Source organism: Pseudomonas cerasi, from assembly GCF_900074915.1.
Classification (GTDB): domain Bacteria; phylum Pseudomonadota; class Gammaproteobacteria; order Pseudomonadales; family Pseudomonadaceae; genus Aquipseudomonas; species Aquipseudomonas cerasi.
Map to the genome: position 1 here is coordinate 5033102 of NZ_LT222319.1, position 16950 is coordinate 5050051.

Below are 16950 nucleotides of genomic sequence, written 5' to 3' on the forward strand. Positions count from 1 at the left end.
TCGTTTATGCCCGCCAAGCGAGGCCGCAGTGGACAAGATCCTGATACGTGGGGCACGAACCCACAACCTGAAAAATATTGACCTGACACTTCCCCGCGACAAACTGATCGTTATCACCGGGCTCTCCGGCTCAGGCAAGTCTTCGCTGGCTTTCGATACGCTGTACGCCGAAGGGCAACGCCGCTATGTCGAATCGCTGTCGGCCTATGCCCGCCAGTTTCTGTCGATGATGGAAAAACCGGACGTCGACACGATCGAAGGTCTGTCGCCGGCGATTTCCATCGAGCAGAAGTCTACATCGCACAACCCGCGCTCGACCGTGGGTACGATCACCGAAATCTACGACTACCTGCGTCTTTTGTATGCGCGCGTCGGCCAGCCTCGCTGCCCCGACCACGATATCCCGCTCGAAGCCCAGACGGTCAGCCAGATGGTCGACCTGGTGCTGACCCAGCCGGAAGGCAGCAAATTGATGCTGCTTGCGCCGGTTATCCGCGAGCGCAAGGGTGAGCATCTTTCGGTTTTTGAAGAGCTGCGCGCGCAGGGCTTTGTCCGGGCGCGAGTCAACGGCAAGCTGTGCGAGCTGGATGAGCTGCCGAAGCTGGACAAGCAGAAGAAGCACTCGATCGACGTGGTCGTTGACCGTTTCAAGGTCCGCGCCGACCTGCAGCAGCGTCTGGCCGAGTCCTTTGAAACAGCCCTGAAGCTGGCCGACGGTATCGCCCTGGTTGCGCCAATGGACGACGAGCCGGGCGAGGAAGTGATCTTCTCCGCCCGCTTCGCCTGCCCTATCTGTGGCCATGCGATCAGCGAACTGGAACCGAAGCTGTTCTCTTTCAACAACCCGGCTGGCGCCTGCCCGACCTGTGACGGCCTGGGCGTGAAGCAGTTCTTCGATATCAAGCGGCTGGTGAATGCCGAACTGACACTTGCCGAAGGCGCGATACGAGGCTGGGACAGGCGTAACGTCTATTACTTCCAGATGCTCGGCTCGCTCTCCAAACACTATGGCTTCAGCCTGGAAATGCCCTTCAAGCAGATCCCGGCCGACATGCAGAAGATTCTGCTCAACGGCAGCGGCTCGCAGAGTGTCGATTTCCGCTACCTGAATGACCGTGGCGATATCGTCAAGCGTGCGCACCCGTTCGAAGGCATCGTGCCGAATCTGGAACGTCGCTATCGGGAAACCGAATCGGCCACAGTCCGCGAAGAGCTCGCCAAGTTCTTGGGCACGCAGCCCTGCCCTGACTGCCGAGGCACTCGTCTGCGTCGTGAAGCGCGCCACGTGTGGGTGGGTGAAAAGACTCTGCCTGCAGTCACCAATCTGCCGATTGGCGACGCGACGCATTACTTCGAAACCCTCAAGCTGACCGGACGGCGTGGCGAGATCGCCGACAAGATTCTCAAGGAAATTCGTGAGCGTCTACAGTTTCTGGTCAACGTGGGCCTGGACTATCTGACCCTGGATCGTAGCGCGGACACCCTGTCCGGCGGCGAAGCACAGCGTATTCGTCTGGCCAGCCAGATCGGCGCGGGCCTGGTCGGGGTGATGTACATCCTCGATGAGCCGTCCATCGGTCTGCACCAGCGCGACAACGATCGTTTGCTGGGCACGCTCAAGCATCTGCGCGACATCGGTAATACGGTGATTGTGGTCGAGCACGATGAAGATGCGATTCGCCTGGCCGACTACGTGGTCGACATCGGCCCGGGGGCCGGCGTGCATGGTGGTCATATCGTTGCCGAAGGTACGCCGGACGAAGTGATGTCGCATCCCGACTCGCTGACCGGCAAATACCTGTCGGGCCGCGTGAAGATTGCCGTTCCTGCCAAGCGCACCCCGCGTAACAAAAAGCTCTCGCTAACCCTCAAGGGCGCGCGTGGCAACAACCTGCAAAACGTCAATCTCGAAATCCCTATCGGTTTGTTGACCTGCGTGACGGGGGTTTCCGGATCGGGCAAGTCGACGCTGATCAACAACACGCTATTCCCGCTTAGTGCTACAGCACTGAACGGCGCCACCACGCTGGAAGCGGCTACGCACGACAGCATCAATGGTCTGCAGCATCTGGACAAGGTGGTGGACATCGACCAGAGCCCTATCGGTCGTACGCCGCGTTCCAACCCGGCGACCTACACCGGGTTGTTCACGCCGATTCGCGAACTGTTCGCCGGGGTTCCGGAATCACGCTCGCGGGGCTACGGTCCGGGGCGGTTCTCGTTCAACGTCAAGGGCGGCCGCTGCGAGGCGTGCCAGGGCGACGGACTGATCAAGGTCGAGATGCACTTTTTGCCGGACATCTACGTGCCCTGCGATGTGTGCAAGAGCAAGCGTTACAACCGTGAAACGCTTGAGATCAAGTACAAGGGCAAGAACGTCCACGAAGTGCTGGAGATGACCATTGAGGAAGCGCGTGAGTTCTTCGATGCCGTTCCGGCACTGGCGCGCAAGCTGCAAACCCTGATGGATGTCGGACTTTCCTATATCAAGCTGGGGCAATCGGCGACGACCTTGTCAGGCGGTGAGGCGCAACGGGTCAAGCTGTCACGTGAGCTGTCCAAGCGCGACACCGGCAAGACGCTGTACATCCTCGACGAGCCGACCACAGGCCTGCACTTCGCGGATATTCAGCAGTTGCTGGATGTATTGCATCGCCTACGCGACCACGGCAATACCGTGGTGGTGATCGAACATAACCTGGACGTGATCAAGACGGCCGACTGGCTGGTGGATCTGGGTCCGGAAGGCGGTTCGAGAGGTGGGCAGATCATTGCAACGGGCACACCTGAACAGGTCGCCGAGATGGAACAGTCCTACACTGGTCACTACCTGAAACCTCTGTTGACCAGAGACAAGGCCTGACGCTAGTGATGAAAAACGGGGTCGGCGTCAGTCGAACCCGGATACAAAAAAGCTCCTGTCACGCAAGTGCAGGAGCTTTTTCATGAGCGGCTGAATCAGAACTGCGATTGCAGGTAGTTCTGCAGGCCGATGGACTTGATCAGCCCCATCTGCTGTTCGAGCCAGTAGGTATGGTCTTCTTCCGTATCAGCCAACTGTACGCGCAGGATTTCGCGGGTCACGTAGTCGCTGTGCAGCTCACAGAGCTCGATACCCTTGCACAGGGCAGCACGTACCTTGTATTCGAGACGCAGATCGCTGGCGAGCATCTCAGGCACTGTGGTGCCGACGTCGAGGTCGTCAGGGCGCATGCGCGGCGTGCCTTCGAGCATGAGGATACGACGCATCAGCGCATCAGCGTGTTGCGCCTCTTCTTCCATCTCATGATTGATACGCTCGTAGAGCTTCGAAAAGCCCCAGTCTTCGTACATGCGTGAGTGAACGAAATATTGGTCACGAGCTGCCAGTTCGCCCGTGAGCAACGTGTTGAGATAATCGATTACTTCCGGGTGGCCTTGCATCGCACCAGACTCCTGCTTCAAAGGCGCTAGTTTGAACCAAGCGTCGCGCGAGGTCACTTAGAAAAACGCAATAAACCGACGAAAAGTGGCGAAATTACGCCGTTAAGAAGCGAAAAACCGCCCAAATGAGGGCGGTTCTGTTTCTCACTTCGACTCAGCCCAGTTTTATGCCCAATGCGTTTGCGATGCCTTCTCCGTAAGCAGGGTCGGCTTTGTGGAAATGCTGCAACTGACGCTGAACCACGTCACTGGAAACGCCTGCCATTGCCCCGGCAATGTTGCCGATCAACAGCGCTTTCTGATCAGCGCTCATCAGATTGAACAACTTACCTGCCTGACTGTAGTAATCACCGTCTACCCGATGATCATGACGATCTGCGGCACCGCTCAGAGACAGCGCAGGCTCTGCGTAGCGCGGATCTTCTTTCGGTGCATCCGAATAGCTGTTCGGTTCATAGTTTGGCGCCGCACCACCATTGGTGCCGAAGGCCATCGCCCCGTCACGTTGATAGCTGTGTACAGGACTCTTGGGGGCATTGATCGGCAACTGCTGGTGATTGGTACCCACGCGGTAGCGATGCGCATCGGCGTAGGCAAATACGCGCCCTTGCAGCATACGGTCTGGCGAAAGGCCAACGCCTGGCACCATGTTGCTCGGGCCGAACGCGGCCTGCTCGACTTCGGCAAAATAGTTGAGAGGGTTACGGTTCAACTCCAGTTCGCCGACCTCGATCAGCGGGTACTCTTTCTGCGACCAGGTCTTGGTCACGTCGAACGGGTTCTCATGATGATTCGCAGCCTGAGCCTCGGTCATCAACTGAATGCACACCTGCCACTTGGGGAAGTCGCCCTTCTCGATGGCAGTGAACAGATCGCGCTGAGCGTAATCGGGATCAGTACCGGCAATCCGCGCAGCGTCTGCGGGTGCCAAGTTCTTGATCCCTTGGCGGGTCTTGTAATGCCACTTCACCCAATGGCGCTCGCCTACAGCATTGATGAGGCTATAGGTGTGGCTGCCGAAGCCGTGCATGTGACGGTAGCCGTCCGGAATGCCACGATCAGAGAACAGAATGGTGACCTGGTGCAGCGCCTCAGGCGAGTGCGACCAGAAATCCCACATCATCTGAGGACTTTTCAGATTGGTCTGCGGCAGGCGCTTCTGAGTGTGAATGAAGTCAGGGAATTTCAGAGGGTCACGGATAAAGAACACCGGCGTGTTGTTGCCCACGATGTCCCAGTTACCTTCCTCGGTGTAAAACTTGATCGCAAAGCCGCGCGGGTCACGCTCGGTGTCAGCCGAACCACGCTCTCCGCCTACGGTGGAGAAGCGCAGGAAAATCGGTGTCTGCTTGCCCACCGTGTCGAACAGCCTGGCGCTGGTGTACTGGCTGATGTCGCGGGTCACGGTAAACGTGCCATGAGCACCCGATCCCTTGGCATGCACGCGACGCTCCGGGATGTTCTCACGGTTGAAGTGGGCAAGCTTTTCGATCAGATGGAAATCATCAAGCAGTAGAGGACCACGTGGGCCTGCCGAACGGGAGTTCTGATTGTCTGCGACTGGGGCACCGCTGGCGGTCGTAAGGGTCTTCTGGCTCATCTACATCTTCCTCTGGTGTGTATAGCCGGCTGATCGGCTTGGGAGGAAGTATTGCCGAAAGCTATTGAAGCGTCGAATTCATTAAATCATGACTATCGATAGCAATTCTTAATTCCGGAAAACAAAAAACCGGGCACTAGGCCCGGTTTCATGTTCAAACTGATGTCTTATTCAGCAGCTTCTACAGAGCCACCGACAGGACGATCAACCAGCTCGACGTACGCCATTGGCGCGTTGTCGCCAGCGCGGAAACCGCACTTGAGGATGCGCAGGTAGCCGCCCTGACGGGTTGCATAGCGCTTGCCCAGATCGTTGAACAGTTTGCCGACGATTTCTTTCGAACGAGTACGGTCGAAAGCCAGACGACGGTTGGCAACGCTGTCTTCCTTGGCCAGGGTGATCAGCGGCTCGGCAACGCGGCGCAGTTCCTTGGCTTTCGGCAGGGTAGTTTTGATCAGCTCGTGCTCGAACAGCGACACCGCCATGTTTTGGAACATGGCTTTGCGGTGAGAGCTGGTACGGCTCAGGTGACGTCCACTTTTACGATGACGCATGGTTCATTCCTTACCAAACTCGCGTTCGGTGATTACGACGATCAGGCCGTAGCCTTGTCGTCCTTCTTAAGACTTGCCGGCGGCCAGTTGTCGAGGCGCATGCCGAGGGAGAGACCACGAGAAGCCAGAACGTCCTTGATCTCGGTCAAGGATTTCTTGCCCAGGTTCGGAGTCTTCAACAGCTCTACTTCGGTGCGCTGAATCAGATCACCGATGTAGTAGATGTTCTCCGCCTTAAGGCAGTTGGCCGAACGCACGGTCAGTTCCAAATCGTCAACCGGACGAAGCAGGATCGGATCGATCTCGTCTTCCTGTTCGATTACCACTGGTTCGCTGTCGCCTTTGAGGTCCACGAACGCAGCCAACTGCTGTTGCAGGATGGTTGCAGCGCGACGGATAGCCTCTTCAGGGTCCAGAGTACCGTTGGTTTCCAGATCAATAACCAGCTTGTCCAGGTTAGTACGCTGCTCGACACGGGCGTTTTCCACCACGTATGCGATACGGCGAACCGGGCTGAACGAAGAGTCAAGCTGCAAGCGACCAATGCTGCGGCTTTCGTCTTCATCGCTTTGACGCGAGTCTGCCGGCTCATAACCACGACCACGAGCTACGGTGAGCTTCATGTTCAAGACGCCGTTAGACGCCAGGTTAGCGATTACGTGATCGGGGTTAACGATCTCGACATCATGATCCAGCTGAATATCGGCAGCGGTAACCACCCCCGAACCCTTCTTCGACAAGGTCAGCGTAACTTCGTCTCGACCGTGCAGCTTGATAGCCAGACCTTTAAGGTTCAACAGTATTTCAATGACGTCTTCCTGTACACCTTCGATGGCGCTGTACTCATGGAGTACACCGTCAATCTCGGCCTCGACTACTGCACAGCCGGGCATGGAGGACAACAAAATGCGGCGAAGCGCGTTGCCCAGGGTATGGCCGAAACCACGCTCGAGAGGCTCGAGAGTGATTTTGGCGCGGGTTGGACTGACAACCTGCACATCAATGTGGCGGGGTGTCAGGAACTCATTTACCGAAATCTGCATGGATGCACCTATTTTCTAGCCCTTACTTGGAGTAGAGCTCGACAATCAGGCTTTCGTTGATGTCGGCGGATAGATCACTGCGAGCTGGAACGTTCTTGAAAACGCCCGATTTCTTCTCAGTGTCTACTTCTACCCATTCTACGCGGCCACGTTGGGCACACAGATCGAGAGCCTGGACAATACGCAGCTGATTCTTAGCTTTTTCGCGGATAGCAACAACGTCGCCAGCACGAACCTGATAAGAAGGAACGTTAACGGTTTTGCCGTTTACGCTGACCGACTTGTGCGAAACCAATTGACGGGATTCGGCACGCGTCGAGCCGAAGCCCATGCGGTATACAACGTTGTCCAGACGGCATTCGAGCAGTTGCAGCAGGTTCTCGCCTGTTGCACCTTTCTTGCCGGCGGCTTCTTTGTAGTAGCCGCTGAACTGACGCTCGAGAACGCCGTAGATACGACGGACTTTTTGCTTTTCACGCAGCTGAGTACCGTAATCGGACTGGCGACCACGACGCTGGCCGTGGATACCTGGAGCTGCTTCGATGTTGCACTTGGATTCGATAGCGCGAACGCCGCTCTTCAGAAAGAGATCGGTGCCTTCACGACGAGCAAGTTTGCATTTTGGACCAATGTAACGAGCCATTTCTTACAGTCTCCTGGATTACACGCGGCGCTTCTTCGGCGGACGGCACCCGTTGTGCGGGATTGGCGTCACGTCGGTGATGCTGGCGATCTTATAGCCACAGCCGTTCAATGCACGGACAGCGGATTCACGACCTGGGCCTGGACCCTTGACATTGACGTCGAGGTTCTTCAGACCGTACTCCAGCGCAGCTTGACCAGCACGTTCAGCAGCTACTTGAGCAGCGAACGGGGTGGACTTGCGCGAACCACGGAAACCCGAACCGCCGGAGGTAGCCCACGAAAGAGCGTTACCTTGACGATCGGTAATGGTGACGATTGTGTTGTTAAACGACGCGTGGATGTGGGCGATGCCATCAACCACTGTCTTTTTAACTTTTTTACGAGGACGAGCAGCAGGTTTTGCCATGACTAAATTCCTGTCGTTGCGCTGGTGCGATTACTTGCGGATCGGCTTACGCGGACCTTTGCGAGTACGCGCGTTGGTCTTGGTACGCTGACCGCGCACTGGAAGACCACGACGATGACGCAGACCGCGGTAGCAGCCCAGGTCCATCAAGCGCTTGATTTTCATGTTGATTTCGCGACGCAGGTCACCTTCAGTGGTGAACTTCGCCACTTCGCCACGCAGCTGTTCAATCTGCTCGTCGCTCAGATCTTTGATTTTCACCGCCGGATTTACGCCGGTGGTTGCACAAATTTTCTGTGCGGTGGTGCGACCAACACCATAGATGTAGGTCAACGAGATAACAGTATGCTTGTTATCTGGAATGTTAACGCCTGCAATACGGGCCATTCAGTGGGACTCCAATTGACAGCTACCTACGCCCCGGAAGCCAAGAAATAGGGCGCGAGATAATATCGCTGTAGTAACAAATAATCAACCCAGCAGCGCACTAGCTGCTGGGCTTAAGCACAAATCACAATCAGCCTTGGCGCTGCTTATGACGTGGTTCCGCGCTGCAAATTACTCGAACCACACCTTCGCGGCGGATAATCTTGCAGTTACGGCACAGCTTTTTCACCGATGCACGAACTTTCATCACCAACTCCTCGAACCTTAGGGGTGCTTCAGCGCAGCATACCGCCGCTGCCACCGTAGCCCTTCAGGTTGGCTTTCTTCATCAGGGATTCATACTGGTGCGAAACGAGGTGAGATTGCACTTGCGACATAAAGTCCATCACAACCACGACCACGATCAGCAACGAGGTCCCGCCAAGGTAGAACGGTACGTTTGCCGCGACCACCAGGAACTGGGGAAGCAGACACACGGCCGTCATATATAGAGCACCGAACATGGTCAAGCGAGTCAAAACGCCATCAATATAGCGTGCCGACTGCTCACCTGGACGAATACCCGGAATAAAGGCACCGGACTTCTTCAGGTTTTCCGCTACGTCTTTCGGATTGAACATCAACGCCGTATAGAAGAAGCAGAAGAAAATAATCCCTGCACTAAACAGCAGAATATTCAACGGCTGACCAGGAGCGATCGACTGCGAGATGTCCTGCAACCAGCCCAGACCTTCAGACTGACCGAACCAGGACCCCAACGAAGCCGGGAACAGCAAAATGCTGCTCGCGAAAATGGCCGGTATCACACCAGCCATGTTCACTTTCAGCGGCAAGTGGCTGGTCTGCGCAGCGAAGACCTTGCGGCCCTGCTGACGCTTGGCGTAGTGAACAGCGATACGACGCTGACCACGCTCAATGAACACCACAAAACCGATGATCGCTACCGCCAGCAAACCGATTGCAACCAGAGCGAAGATATTGATATCACCCTGACGTGCAGACTCGAAAGACTGCCCTATTGCTCTCGGAAGACCGGCGACGATACCTGCGAAAATCAACATCGAGATACCGTTGCCGACACCGCGCTCGGTGATCTGCTCGCCCAGCCACATCATGAACATCGCACCTGCCACGAAGGTAGTTACGGCCACAAAGTGGAAACCCAGGTCCCCAGAAAACGCGACGCCCTGACTCGCCAGACCAACGGACATGCCGATAGCTTGGACCAGAGCCAGGACAACGGTGCCATAGCGGGTGTACTGGCTTATCTTGCGACGGCCAGCTTCACCTTCCTTCTTCAACTGCTCCAGCTGCGGGCTGACGGCGGTCATCAGCTGCATGATGATCGATGCCGAAATGTACGGCATGATCCCCAGTGCAAAGATGCTCATCCGTTCCAACGCGCCGCCGGAAAACATGTTGAACAAGCTAAGAATGGTCCCCTCATTCTGTCGAAACAGTTCTGCGAGTCGGTCCGGGTTGATACCTGGAACCGGGATGTGTGCGCCTATTCGGTAGACGATAATCGCCAGGAACAGAAAACGCAGACGAGCCCAGAGTTCAGACATACCGCCTTTGCCGAGCGCTGAGAGAGCACCTTGCTTAGCCATTTATTCCTCGAACTTGCCGCCAGCTGCTTCGATAGCCGCACGCGCACCTTTGGTGGCGGCGATACCCTTGATAGTGACAGCGCGAGTAACTTCGCCCGACAGCATGATTTTCACACGCTGAACGTTCTGGTTAATCACGTTGGCATCTTTCAGGGACTGCACAGTTACGATGTCGCCTTCCACTTTAGCCAGCTCGGACAGACGCACTTCTGCGCGGTCCATGGCCTTCAGGGAAACGAAACCGAATTTTGGCAGGCGACGATGCAGCGGCTGTTGGCCGCCCTCAAAGCCCGGAGCAATAGTGCCACCGGAGCGGGAGCTTTGACCTTTGTGGCCACGGCCACCGGTCTTGCCCAAACCACTACCGATACCACGGCCCGGACGATGCTTTTCGCGACGGGAACCCGGCGCTGGACTCAGATCATTGAGTTTCATCGATTAACCCTCGACTCGCAGCATGTAGTAAGCCTTGTTGATCATCCCGCGATTTTCGGGAGTATCCAGGACTTCTACAGTGTGACCGATGCGACGCAGACCCAAACCCTTAATGCACAATCTGTGATTAGGGATGCGGCCGGTCATGCTTTTGATCAGCGTTACTTTAACGGTAGCCATGATCAGATGATCTCCTCAACACGCTTGCCACGCTTGGCAGCGATCGACTCAGGAGACTGCATGCCCTTCAAACCCTTGAACGTAGCGTGAACCACGTTTACCGGGTTAGTCGAACCGTAGCACTTGGCCAATACGTTCTGGACACCAGCAACTTCCAACACTGCGCGCATTGCGCCGCCAGCGATGATACCGGTACCTTCAGAAGCAGGCTGCATGTACACCTTGGAGGCGCCATGAGCAGACTTCATCGCGTACTGCAGGGTAGTGCCGTTCAGATCAACCTGAATCATGTTGCGACGAGCAGCTTCCATCGCTTTCTGGATTGCAGCAGGCACTTCACGTGACTTGCCACGGCCGAAGCCAACGCGCCCTTTACCATCACCCACTACGGTCAACGCAGTGAAAGTGAAGATACGGCCGCCTTTTACGGTTTTGGCCACGCGGTTAACTTGAACCAGCTTCTCGATGTAGCCTTCGTCGCGTTTTTGGTCGTGATTTGACATAACTTAGAACTCCAGCCCGCCTTCACGAGCAGCATCAGCCAGCGCTTTGACACGGCCGTGGTACTTGAAGCCAGAACGGTCGAAAGCGACTTGCGATACACCCGCGGCTTTCGCGCGCTCGGCGACCAGCTTGCCAACCTTAGTGGCCGCGTCGATGTTGCCAGTGGCGCCATCACGCAGTTCTTTGTCCAAAGTCGAGGCGCTTGCCAGGACTTTGCTGCCGTCGGCCGAGATGACCTGGGCATAAATGTGCTGCGAAGAGCGGTGCACGCAGAGACGCACGACTTCCAGCTCGTGCATTTTCAGGCGTGCTTTGCGAGCGCGACGCAGTCGGGTAACTTTTTTGACGGTCATTTGCTATGCCCTACTTCTTCTTGGCTTCTTTACGGCGGACGACTTCGTCCGCGTAACGCACACCTTTGCCTTTGTAAGGCTCAGGACGGCGGAAGTCGCGGATCTCAGCGGCCACTTGACCAACCAACTGCTTATCGATACCACGAATCAGGATATCGGTCTGGCTGGGGGTCTCAGCGGTGATGCCATTCGGCAATTCATAGTCCACCGGGTGCGAAAAGCCAAGTGCAAGGTTCAGGACCGTGCCTTTTGCTTGCGCCTTGTAACCAACACCGACCAGCTGGAGCTTACGCTCGAAGCCTTGGCTTACGCCCTGGACCATGTTGTTAACCAGTGCACGAGTGGTGCCTGCCATTGCGCGGGTTTGTTGATCGCCATTGCGAGCAGCGAAACGCAGCTCACCAGCTTCTTCAACAATCTCAACGGACGAATGGATGTTCAGTTCCAGAGTGCCCTTGGCACCCTTCACCGAAAGCTGCTGGCCGACGAGTTTGACTTCGACGCCGGATGGCAACTTAACGGGGTTCTTAGCTACGCGTGACATGCTTATCCCCCCTTAGAACACAGTGCAAAGCACTTCGCCACCGACACCGGCAGCGCGCGCAGCACGATCCGTCATCACACCTTTACTGGTGGAGACGATAGACACACCAAGACCGCCACGAACTTTCGGCAGATCATCGGAGGACTTGTACTGACGCAAGCCTGGGCGGCTGACGCGCTTAACCTCTTCAATGACCGGACGGCCTTCGAAGTACTTAAGCTCGATGGACAGCGAGGATTTAACTTCGCTGCTGATCTGATAACCCGCAATGTAGCCTTCGTCCTTCAGAACTTTTGCTACAGCAACCTTCAACGTGGAAGATGGCATGCTTACGACGGGCTTTTCAGCCATCTGGGCATTACGGATACGAGTTAGCATGTCCGCTAACGGGTCCTGCATACTCATGGGCTAGACGCTCCTAAAACAAAATAATTAGCCTTGCGGCTACAGCTTGATCGCCGAGAACTTCCGGGCAAGTAAAAACACGGGCTCAGGCGAGCCGGCAATTCTAGTCCTACGCCGGAAATGAATCAAGCCCCAATAGGGGCTTGATTCAAATTCAGGCTTCATGCCGACCGGTGACTTGCGCAACCGGCTGGCACGAAGCGAGAGGTGCGCCTTACCAGCTGGCTTTGACCAGACCTGGTACGTCGCCACGCATGGCTGCTTCACGCAGTTTGTTACGGCCGAGGCCGAACTTGCGGTAAACGCCGTGTGGACGACCAGTGATGCGGCAACGGTTACGCATGCGCGCAGCGCTTGCGTCACGGGGTTGCTTCTGCAGGGCTACGGTAGCTTCCCAACGCGCTTCTGGACTTGCGTTCAGATCAACGATGATTGCTTTCAGCTCTGCACGCTTCTTGGCGTACTTGGCAACGGTGAGCTGACGCTTCAGCTCACGGTTTTTCATGCTCTTCTTGGCCATTTTCCTACTCCAATCAGTTGCGGAACGGGAATTTGAAAGCACGCAGCAATGCGCGACCTTCATCATCGTTCTTGGCAGTGGTGGTCAGGGTAATGTCCAGACCGCGGAGAGCATCGATCTTGTCGTAGTCGATTTCCGGGAAGATGATCTGCTCTTTTACGCCCATGCTGTAGTTACCACGACCATCGAAGGACTTGGCATTCAGGCCGCGGAAGTCGCGAACCCGAGGCAGGGAGATCGACAGCAGACGATCCAGGAATTCGTACATACGATCGCGGCGCAGAGTCACTTTGACACCGATCGGCCAACCTTCACGGACTTTAAAGCCAGCGATGGATTTCCGAGCGTAAGTCACAACGACTTTTTGACCGGTGATCTTTTCCAGGTCAGCAACAGCGTGCTCGATGACTTTTTTGTCGCCGATCGCTTCGCCCAGACCCATGTTCAGGGTGATTTTGGTAACGCGCGGAACTTCCATCACGTTCGAAAGCTTAAGTTCTTCCTTAAGTTTCGGAGCGATTTCCTTCCGGTAAATCTCTTTTAGTCGTGCCATGGTCTTCTACCTAGCAGTGTTCAAGCATCAACCGCTTTTTGGGTCGACTTGAAGACACGAATTTTCTTGCCGTCTTCAACTTTGAAACCAACGCGGTCAGCCTTGTTGGTTGCGCCGTTGAAAATGGCGACGTTGGAAGCGTGCATTGGCGCTTCTTTCTCGACGATACCGCCCTGTACGCCCGACATCGGGTTTGGCTTGGTATGACGCTTCACCAGGTTGATCCCACCAACGACCAAACGGTCGTCAGCGAGAACCTTGAGCACCTTACCGCGCTTACCTTTGTCTTTGCCGGCGATCACGATGATCTCGTCGTCACGACGAATCTTTTGCATGTCGGATCTCCTTAGAGCACTTCTGGGGCGAGCGAGACGATCTTCATGAACTTCTCAGTACGAAGTTCACGGGTCACTGGCCCAAAGATACGGGTACCGATCGGCTCTTGCTTGTTGTTCAACAGAACAGCAGCGTTGCCATCGAAGCGGATGATGGAGCCGTCTGCACGACGAACACCGTGGCGAGTGCGGACTACAACTGCAGTCATCACTTGGCCTTTTTTCACCTTGCCGCGAGGAATTGCTTCCTTGACGGTTACTTTGATGATGTCACCGATACCAGCGTAACGACGATGGGAGCCACCCAGCACCTTGATGCACATAACGCGGCGTGCGCCGCTGTTATCGGCCACATCGAGCATGGATTGAGTCTGAATCATATAATTTCTCCGACCCCTAGCCCTTAGACTTCCACAGCGCGTTCGAGGATATCAACCAATGCCCAAGACTTGGTCTTGGCTACCGGACGAGTTTCACGAATAGTGACCTTGTCGCCGATATGGCATTGATTGGTTTCGTCGTGCGCGTGCAGCTTAGTCGAACGCTTAACGTATTTACCGTAGATCGGGTGCTTTACGCGACGCTCGATCAGAACGGTGATGGTCTTGTCCATCTTGTCGCTGACAACACGGCCAGTCAGCGTACGGACAGTTTTTTCGGCTTCAGCCATGATTACTTACCTGCCTGCTGGTTGAGCACAGTTTTCACGCGAGCGATGTCACGCTTAACTTGCGAGAGCAGATGAGACTGCCCCAACTGGCCAGTTGCTTTCTGCATACGCAGATTGAACTGGTCGCGCAGCAGGCCGAGCAGTTGCTCGTTCAGCTGCTGTGCTGATTTTTCACGAAGTTCATTCGCTTTCATCACATCACCGTCCGCTTAACAAAGGAGGTGGCGAGCGGCAGCTTTGCAGCAGCCAGGGCGAAAGCCTCACGCGCCAGCTCTTCAGTAACACCCTCGATTTCATACAGGACTTTGCCTGGCTGAATCTGGGCAACCCAGTACTCCACGTTACCCTTACCTTTACCCATCCGAACTTCGAGTGGCTTTTTGGTTACAGGCTTGTCCGGGAACACACGGATCCAGATCTTGCCGCCACGTTTAACGTGACGGGTCAGAGCACGACGCGCTGACTCGATCTGACGAGCGGTGAGACGACCACGAGCAACAGACTTCAGCGCGAACTCGCCGAAGCTGACTTTGCTACCGCGCAGTGCCAGACCACGGTTGTGGCCGGTCATCTGCTTGCGGAACTTCGTACGCTTTGGTTGCAACATTTGGCGTACCCCTTACTTAGCAGCTTTTTTACGAGGCGCTGGTGCTTGTGGTTTCAGTTCTTCTTGGCGACCACCAATTACTTCGCCTTTGAAGATCCAAACCTTTACACCGATCACACCGTAAGTGGTGTGAGCTTCGTAGTTGGCATAGTCGATGTCGGCACGCAGGGTGTGCAGTGGCACACGACCTTCGCGATACCATTCAGTACGTGCGATTTCAGCACCGCCGAGACGACCGCTCACTTGGATTTTGATGCCTTTGGCACCAATGCGCATGGCGTTCTGAACAGCGCGCTTCATAGCGCGACGGAACATTACGCGACGCTCCAGCTGCTGAGCTACGCTCTGCGCAACCAGCATACCGTCGAGCTCCGGCTTACGGATCTCTTCGATATTGATGTGCACAGGCACACCCATTTGCTTGGTCAGGTCCTGACGCAGTTTCTCAACATCTTCACCTTTCTTCCCGATAACGATACCTGGACGAGCGGTGTGGATGGTGATACGTGCTGTCTGAGCCGGACGATGGATATCGATACGGCTGACGGACGCGCTTTTTAATTTGTCTTGGAGGTACTCACGCACTTTCAGATCAGCGAACAAATAGTCCGCATAAGTCCGACCGTCTGCGTACCAGACGGAGGTGTGCTCCTTGACGATTCCCAGGCGAATGCCAATGGGATGTACTTTCTGACCCATCTCTTCGACTCCGTTACTTGTCAGCAACCTTGACAGTGATATGGCAAGACCGCTTGACGATGCGATCAGCACGGCCTTTAGCACGTGGCATGATGCGCTTCAGCGAACGCCCTTCGTTGACGAAAACGGTGGAGACCTTGAGGTCATCAACGTCTGCGCCTTCGTTATGCTCGGCGTTGGCTACAGCCGACTCCAGCACTTTCTTCAGGATCTCGGCGGCTTTCTTACTGCTGAAAGCCAACAGGTTGAGCGCTTCGCCCACCTTCTTCCCGCGGATCTGGTCGGCGACCAAGCGGGCTTTCTGGGCGGAGATTCGAGCGCCCGACAACTTAGCGGCTACTTCCATCGTTCCTTACCCCTTAACGCTTGGCTTTCTTGTCTGCCACGTGCCCACGATATGTGCGGGTACCGGCAAACTCGCCTAGTTTATGGCCGACCATGTCTTCGTTCACGAGAACTGGAACATGCTGGCGACCGTTATGCACTGCAATGGTCAAACCGACCATTTGTGGCAGGATCATCGAACGACGCGACCAGGTCTTAACTGGTTTGCGATCGTTCTTTTCCGCCGCCACTTCGATCTTCTTCAGTAGGTGAAGATCAATAAAAGGACCTTTTTTCAGAGAACGTGGCACTGTCGTATCCCTCTATTTACTTGCGACGACGGACGATCATTTTGTCGGTACGCTTATTACCACGAGTCTTCGCGCCCTTAGTCGGGAAGCCCCACGGCGATACCGGATGACGACCACCAGAGGTACGACCTTCACCACCACCATGTGGGTGGTCAACCGGGTTCATGGCAACACCACGAACGGTTGGGCGAACGCCACGCCAGCGTTTGGCACCCGCTTTACCCAGCGAACGAAGGCTGTGCTCGGAGTTCGAGACTTCGCCCAGCGTTGCACGGCACTCAGACAGTACTTTACGCATTTCACCGGAGCGAAGACGCAGGGTAACGTACACACCTTCACGAGCGATCAGCTGTGCCGAGGCACCAGCGGAACGAGCGATCTGTGCGCCTTTACCTGGCTTCAGTTCGATGCCGTGTACGGTGCTACCAACTGGAATGTTGCGCAGTTGAAGAGCGTTGCCCGGCTTGATTGGTGCCAGAGCACCTGCAATCAGCTGGTCGCCAGCACTCACGCCTTTAGGGGCGATGATGTAGCGGCGCTCGCCGTCTGCGTAAAGCAGCAGAGCAATGTGAGCAGTACGGTTTGGATCGTATTCGATACGCTCGACGGTGGCAGCGATGCCATCCTTGTCGTTGCGACGGAAGTCGACCAGACGATAATGCTGCTTATGGCCACCACCGATATGACGGGTAGTAATACGACCATTGTTGTTACGACCACCAGACTTCGATTTTTTCTCGAGCAGCGGTGCGTGAGGAGCGCCTTTATGCAGCTCCTGGTTGACCACCTTGACCACAAAACGGCGGCCAGGGGAAGTCGGTTTGCATTTAACGATTGCCATG

At 55.7% G+C, this 16950-nt stretch carries 27 protein-coding genes; 1 reads left to right on the plus strand and 26 read right to left on the minus strand.

All coding sequences use genetic code 11. The features are described from left to right. Positions 1-28 precede the first annotated feature (28 nt). Positions 29-2863 carry an excinuclease ABC subunit UvrA gene (uvrA, locus tag PCPL58_RS24805; protein WP_024663199.1) on the plus strand — a complete coding sequence of 945 codons (2835 nt, stop codon included), beginning with the start codon at positions 29-31 and terminating at the stop codon, positions 2861-2863. A 95-nt stretch (positions 2864-2958) separates the two neighbouring features. Here uvrA and bfr read toward each other — a convergent pair whose 3' ends face one another. The 26 genes from bfr to rplB form a co-directional block, all read right to left on the minus strand. Then, positions 2959-3423, minus strand: a complete 465-nt coding sequence (bfr, locus tag PCPL58_RS24810) for a bacterioferritin (RefSeq protein WP_003317095.1) — start codon at positions 3421-3423, stop codon at positions 2959-2961. Positions 3424-3577: 154 nt separating this feature from the next. Beyond that, the gene (locus PCPL58_RS24815) at positions 3578-5023 is read right to left on the minus strand and encodes a catalase (protein ID WP_065350695.1); all 1446 of its coding nucleotides are present in this window, start codon (positions 5021-5023) and stop codon (positions 3578-3580) included. Between the two features lie 167 nt (positions 5024-5190). Further along, positions 5191-5577, minus strand: a complete 387-nt coding sequence (rplQ, locus tag PCPL58_RS24820; RefSeq protein ID WP_002555463.1) for a 50S ribosomal protein L17 — start codon at positions 5575-5577, stop codon at positions 5191-5193. 41 nt (positions 5578-5618) lie between these two features. Then, complete coding sequence (locus PCPL58_RS24825) at positions 5619-6620, minus strand: DNA-directed RNA polymerase subunit alpha (RefSeq protein ID WP_002555464.1); 1002 nt, start codon at positions 6618-6620, stop codon at positions 5619-5621. Positions 6621-6642: 22 nt separating this feature from the next. Then, entirely contained in the window at positions 6643-7263 is a 621-nt protein-coding gene (gene rpsD, locus PCPL58_RS24830; RefSeq protein ID WP_002555465.1) for a 30S ribosomal protein S4, read from the minus strand. A gap of 18 nt (positions 7264-7281) precedes the next feature. Further along, positions 7282-7671 (minus strand): 30S ribosomal protein S11, encoded by a 390-nt coding sequence (gene rpsK, locus PCPL58_RS24835; RefSeq protein ID WP_002555466.1) that lies wholly within the window; start codon positions 7669-7671, stop codon positions 7282-7284. A gap of 30 nt (positions 7672-7701) precedes the next feature. Beyond that, the gene (rpsM, locus tag PCPL58_RS24840; RefSeq protein ID WP_002555467.1) at positions 7702-8058 is read right to left on the minus strand and encodes a 30S ribosomal protein S13; all 357 of its coding nucleotides are present in this window, start codon (positions 8056-8058) and stop codon (positions 7702-7704) included. A 130-nt stretch (positions 8059-8188) separates the two neighbouring features. Next, on the minus strand, positions 8189-8305 hold the full coding sequence (rpmJ, locus tag PCPL58_RS30215) for a 50S ribosomal protein L36 (RefSeq protein ID WP_002555468.1): 117 nt from the start codon (positions 8303-8305) through the stop codon (positions 8189-8191). Between the two features lie 28 nt (positions 8306-8333). Next, entirely contained in the window at positions 8334-9668 is a 1335-nt protein-coding gene (gene secY, locus PCPL58_RS24845; protein WP_002555469.1) for a preprotein translocase subunit SecY, read from the minus strand. After that, positions 9669-10103 (minus strand): 50S ribosomal protein L15, encoded by a 435-nt coding sequence (rplO, locus tag PCPL58_RS24850; RefSeq protein ID WP_002555470.1) that lies wholly within the window; start codon positions 10101-10103, stop codon positions 9669-9671. A 3-nt stretch (positions 10104-10106) separates the two neighbouring features. Then, on the minus strand, positions 10107-10283 hold the full coding sequence (gene rpmD / locus PCPL58_RS24855) for a 50S ribosomal protein L30 (RefSeq protein WP_002555471.1): 177 nt from the start codon (positions 10281-10283) through the stop codon (positions 10107-10109). Between the two features lie 2 nt (positions 10284-10285). Next, entirely contained in the window at positions 10286-10786 is a 501-nt protein-coding gene (gene rpsE / locus PCPL58_RS24860; RefSeq protein WP_003317099.1) for a 30S ribosomal protein S5, read from the minus strand. A 3-nt stretch (positions 10787-10789) separates the two neighbouring features. After that, positions 10790-11140, minus strand: a complete 351-nt coding sequence (gene rplR, locus PCPL58_RS24865) for a 50S ribosomal protein L18 (protein WP_002555473.1) — start codon at positions 11138-11140, stop codon at positions 10790-10792. 10 nt (positions 11141-11150) lie between these two features. Continuing rightward, the gene (rplF, locus tag PCPL58_RS24870) at positions 11151-11684 is read right to left on the minus strand and encodes a 50S ribosomal protein L6 (RefSeq protein WP_003369019.1); all 534 of its coding nucleotides are present in this window, start codon (positions 11682-11684) and stop codon (positions 11151-11153) included. Positions 11685-11696: 12 nt separating this feature from the next. Continuing rightward, entirely contained in the window at positions 11697-12089 is a 393-nt protein-coding gene (gene rpsH / locus PCPL58_RS24875) for a 30S ribosomal protein S8 (RefSeq protein ID WP_002555475.1), read from the minus strand. 214 nt (positions 12090-12303) lie between these two features. Further along, a complete protein-coding gene (gene rpsN / locus PCPL58_RS24880) occupies positions 12304-12609 on the minus strand; it encodes a 30S ribosomal protein S14 (protein WP_002555476.1) in 306 nt (101 codons plus the stop codon). 13 nt (positions 12610-12622) lie between these two features. Further along, positions 12623-13162: a 50S ribosomal protein L5 gene (rplE, locus tag PCPL58_RS24885; protein WP_002555477.1), complete on the minus strand. Its 540-nt coding sequence runs from the start codon at positions 13160-13162 to the stop codon at positions 12623-12625. Positions 13163-13182: 20 nt separating this feature from the next. Continuing rightward, a complete protein-coding gene (rplX, locus tag PCPL58_RS24890) occupies positions 13183-13497 on the minus strand; it encodes a 50S ribosomal protein L24 (protein ID WP_003317102.1) in 315 nt (104 codons plus the stop codon). A gap of 11 nt (positions 13498-13508) precedes the next feature. Further along, positions 13509-13877 (minus strand): 50S ribosomal protein L14, encoded by a 369-nt coding sequence (rplN, locus tag PCPL58_RS24895; RefSeq protein ID WP_002555479.1) that lies wholly within the window; start codon positions 13875-13877, stop codon positions 13509-13511. Positions 13878-13900: 23 nt separating this feature from the next. Then, on the minus strand, positions 13901-14167 hold the full coding sequence (gene rpsQ / locus PCPL58_RS24900; protein ID WP_002555480.1) for a 30S ribosomal protein S17: 267 nt from the start codon (positions 14165-14167) through the stop codon (positions 13901-13903). Between the two features lie 2 nt (positions 14168-14169). After that, positions 14170-14361 carry a 50S ribosomal protein L29 gene (gene rpmC, locus PCPL58_RS24905; RefSeq protein WP_002555481.1) on the minus strand — a complete coding sequence of 64 codons (192 nt, stop codon included), beginning with the start codon at positions 14359-14361 and terminating at the stop codon, positions 14170-14172. Beyond that, complete coding sequence (gene rplP, locus PCPL58_RS24910) at positions 14361-14774, minus strand: 50S ribosomal protein L16 (RefSeq protein WP_002555482.1); 414 nt, start codon at positions 14772-14774, stop codon at positions 14361-14363. Before rplP ends, rpmC begins: the two co-directional genes overlap by 1 nt. 12 nt (positions 14775-14786) lie before the next feature. Further along, the gene (gene rpsC, locus PCPL58_RS24915) at positions 14787-15473 is read right to left on the minus strand and encodes a 30S ribosomal protein S3 (RefSeq protein WP_003176422.1); all 687 of its coding nucleotides are present in this window, start codon (positions 15471-15473) and stop codon (positions 14787-14789) included. A gap of 13 nt (positions 15474-15486) precedes the next feature. Further along, the gene (gene rplV / locus PCPL58_RS24920) at positions 15487-15819 is read right to left on the minus strand and encodes a 50S ribosomal protein L22 (RefSeq protein WP_002555485.1); all 333 of its coding nucleotides are present in this window, start codon (positions 15817-15819) and stop codon (positions 15487-15489) included. 13 nt (positions 15820-15832) lie between these two features. Continuing rightward, entirely contained in the window at positions 15833-16108 is a 276-nt protein-coding gene (rpsS, locus tag PCPL58_RS24925) for a 30S ribosomal protein S19 (protein WP_002555486.1), read from the minus strand. A gap of 16 nt (positions 16109-16124) precedes the next feature. Beyond that, a complete protein-coding gene (rplB, locus tag PCPL58_RS24930) occupies positions 16125-16949 on the minus strand; it encodes a 50S ribosomal protein L2 (RefSeq protein WP_003317104.1) in 825 nt (274 codons plus the stop codon). Between the last annotated feature and the right edge of the window lies 1 nt (position 16950).

Bases quoted from the DNA above. Each gene is read 5' to 3' on its own strand.
- bfr (WP_003317095.1), bottom strand. From the start codon at position 3,423: ATGCAAGGCCACCCGGAAGTAATCGATTATCTCAACACGTTGCTCACG.
- PCPL58_RS24815 (WP_065350695.1), bottom strand. From the start codon at position 5,023: ATGAGCCAGAAGACCCTTACGACCGCCAGCGGTGCCCCAGTCGCAGAC.
- rplQ (WP_002555463.1), bottom strand. From the start codon at position 5,577: ATGCGTCATCGTAAAAGTGGACGTCACCTGAGCCGTACCAGCTCTCAC.
- PCPL58_RS24825 (WP_002555464.1), bottom strand. From the start codon at position 6,620: ATGCAGATTTCGGTAAATGAGTTCCTGACACCCCGCCACATTGATGTG.
- rpsD (WP_002555465.1), bottom strand. From the start codon at position 7,263: ATGGCTCGTTACATTGGTCCAAAATGCAAACTTGCTCGTCGTGAAGGC.
- rpsK (WP_002555466.1), bottom strand. From the start codon at position 7,671: ATGGCAAAACCTGCTGCTCGTCCTCGTAAAAAAGTTAAAAAGACAGTG.
- rpsM (WP_002555467.1), bottom strand. From the start codon at position 8,058: ATGGCCCGTATTGCAGGCGTTAACATTCCAGATAACAAGCATACTGTT.
- rpmJ (WP_002555468.1), bottom strand. From the start codon at position 8,305: ATGAAAGTTCGTGCATCGGTGAAAAAGCTGTGCCGTAACTGCAAGATT.
- secY (WP_002555469.1), bottom strand. From the start codon at position 9,668: ATGGCTAAGCAAGGTGCTCTCTCAGCGCTCGGCAAAGGCGGTATGTCT.
- rplO (WP_002555470.1), bottom strand. From the start codon at position 10,103: ATGAAACTCAATGATCTGAGTCCAGCGCCGGGTTCCCGTCGCGAAAAG.
- rpmD (WP_002555471.1), bottom strand. From the start codon at position 10,283: ATGGCTACCGTTAAAGTAACGCTGATCAAAAGCATGACCGGCCGCATC.
- rpsE (WP_003317099.1), bottom strand. From the start codon at position 10,786: ATGTCAAATCACGACCAAAAACGCGACGAAGGCTACATCGAGAAGCTG.
- rplR (WP_002555473.1), bottom strand. From the start codon at position 11,140: ATGACCGTCAAAAAAGTTACCCGACTGCGTCGCGCTCGCAAAGCACGC.
- rplF (WP_003369019.1), bottom strand. From the start codon at position 11,684: ATGTCACGCGTAGCTAAGAACCCCGTTAAGTTGCCATCCGGCGTCGAA.
- rpsH (WP_002555475.1), bottom strand. From the start codon at position 12,089: ATGAGTATGCAGGACCCGTTAGCGGACATGCTAACTCGTATCCGTAAT.
- rpsN (WP_002555476.1), bottom strand. From the start codon at position 12,609: ATGGCCAAGAAGAGCATGAAAAACCGTGAGCTGAAGCGTCAGCTCACC.
- rplE (WP_002555477.1), bottom strand. From the start codon at position 13,162: ATGGCACGACTAAAAGAGATTTACCGGAAGGAAATCGCTCCGAAACTT.
- rplX (WP_003317102.1), bottom strand. From the start codon at position 13,497: ATGCAAAAGATTCGTCGTGACGACGAGATCATCGTGATCGCCGGCAAA.
- rplN (WP_002555479.1), bottom strand. From the start codon at position 13,877: ATGATTCAGACTCAATCCATGCTCGATGTGGCCGATAACAGCGGCGCA.
- rpsQ (WP_002555480.1), bottom strand. From the start codon at position 14,167: ATGGCTGAAGCCGAAAAAACTGTCCGTACGCTGACTGGCCGTGTTGTC.
- rpmC (WP_002555481.1), bottom strand. From the start codon at position 14,361: ATGAAAGCGAATGAACTTCGTGAAAAATCAGCACAGCAGCTGAACGAG.
- rplP (WP_002555482.1), bottom strand. From the start codon at position 14,774: ATGTTGCAACCAAAGCGTACGAAGTTCCGCAAGCAGATGACCGGCCAC.
- rpsC (WP_003176422.1), bottom strand. From the start codon at position 15,473: ATGGGTCAGAAAGTACATCCCATTGGCATTCGCCTGGGAATCGTCAAG.
- rplV (WP_002555485.1), bottom strand. From the start codon at position 15,819: ATGGAAGTAGCCGCTAAGTTGTCGGGCGCTCGAATCTCCGCCCAGAAA.
- rplB (WP_003317104.1), bottom strand. From the start codon at position 16,949: ATGGCAATCGTTAAATGCAAACCGACTTCCCCTGGCCGCCGTTTTGTG.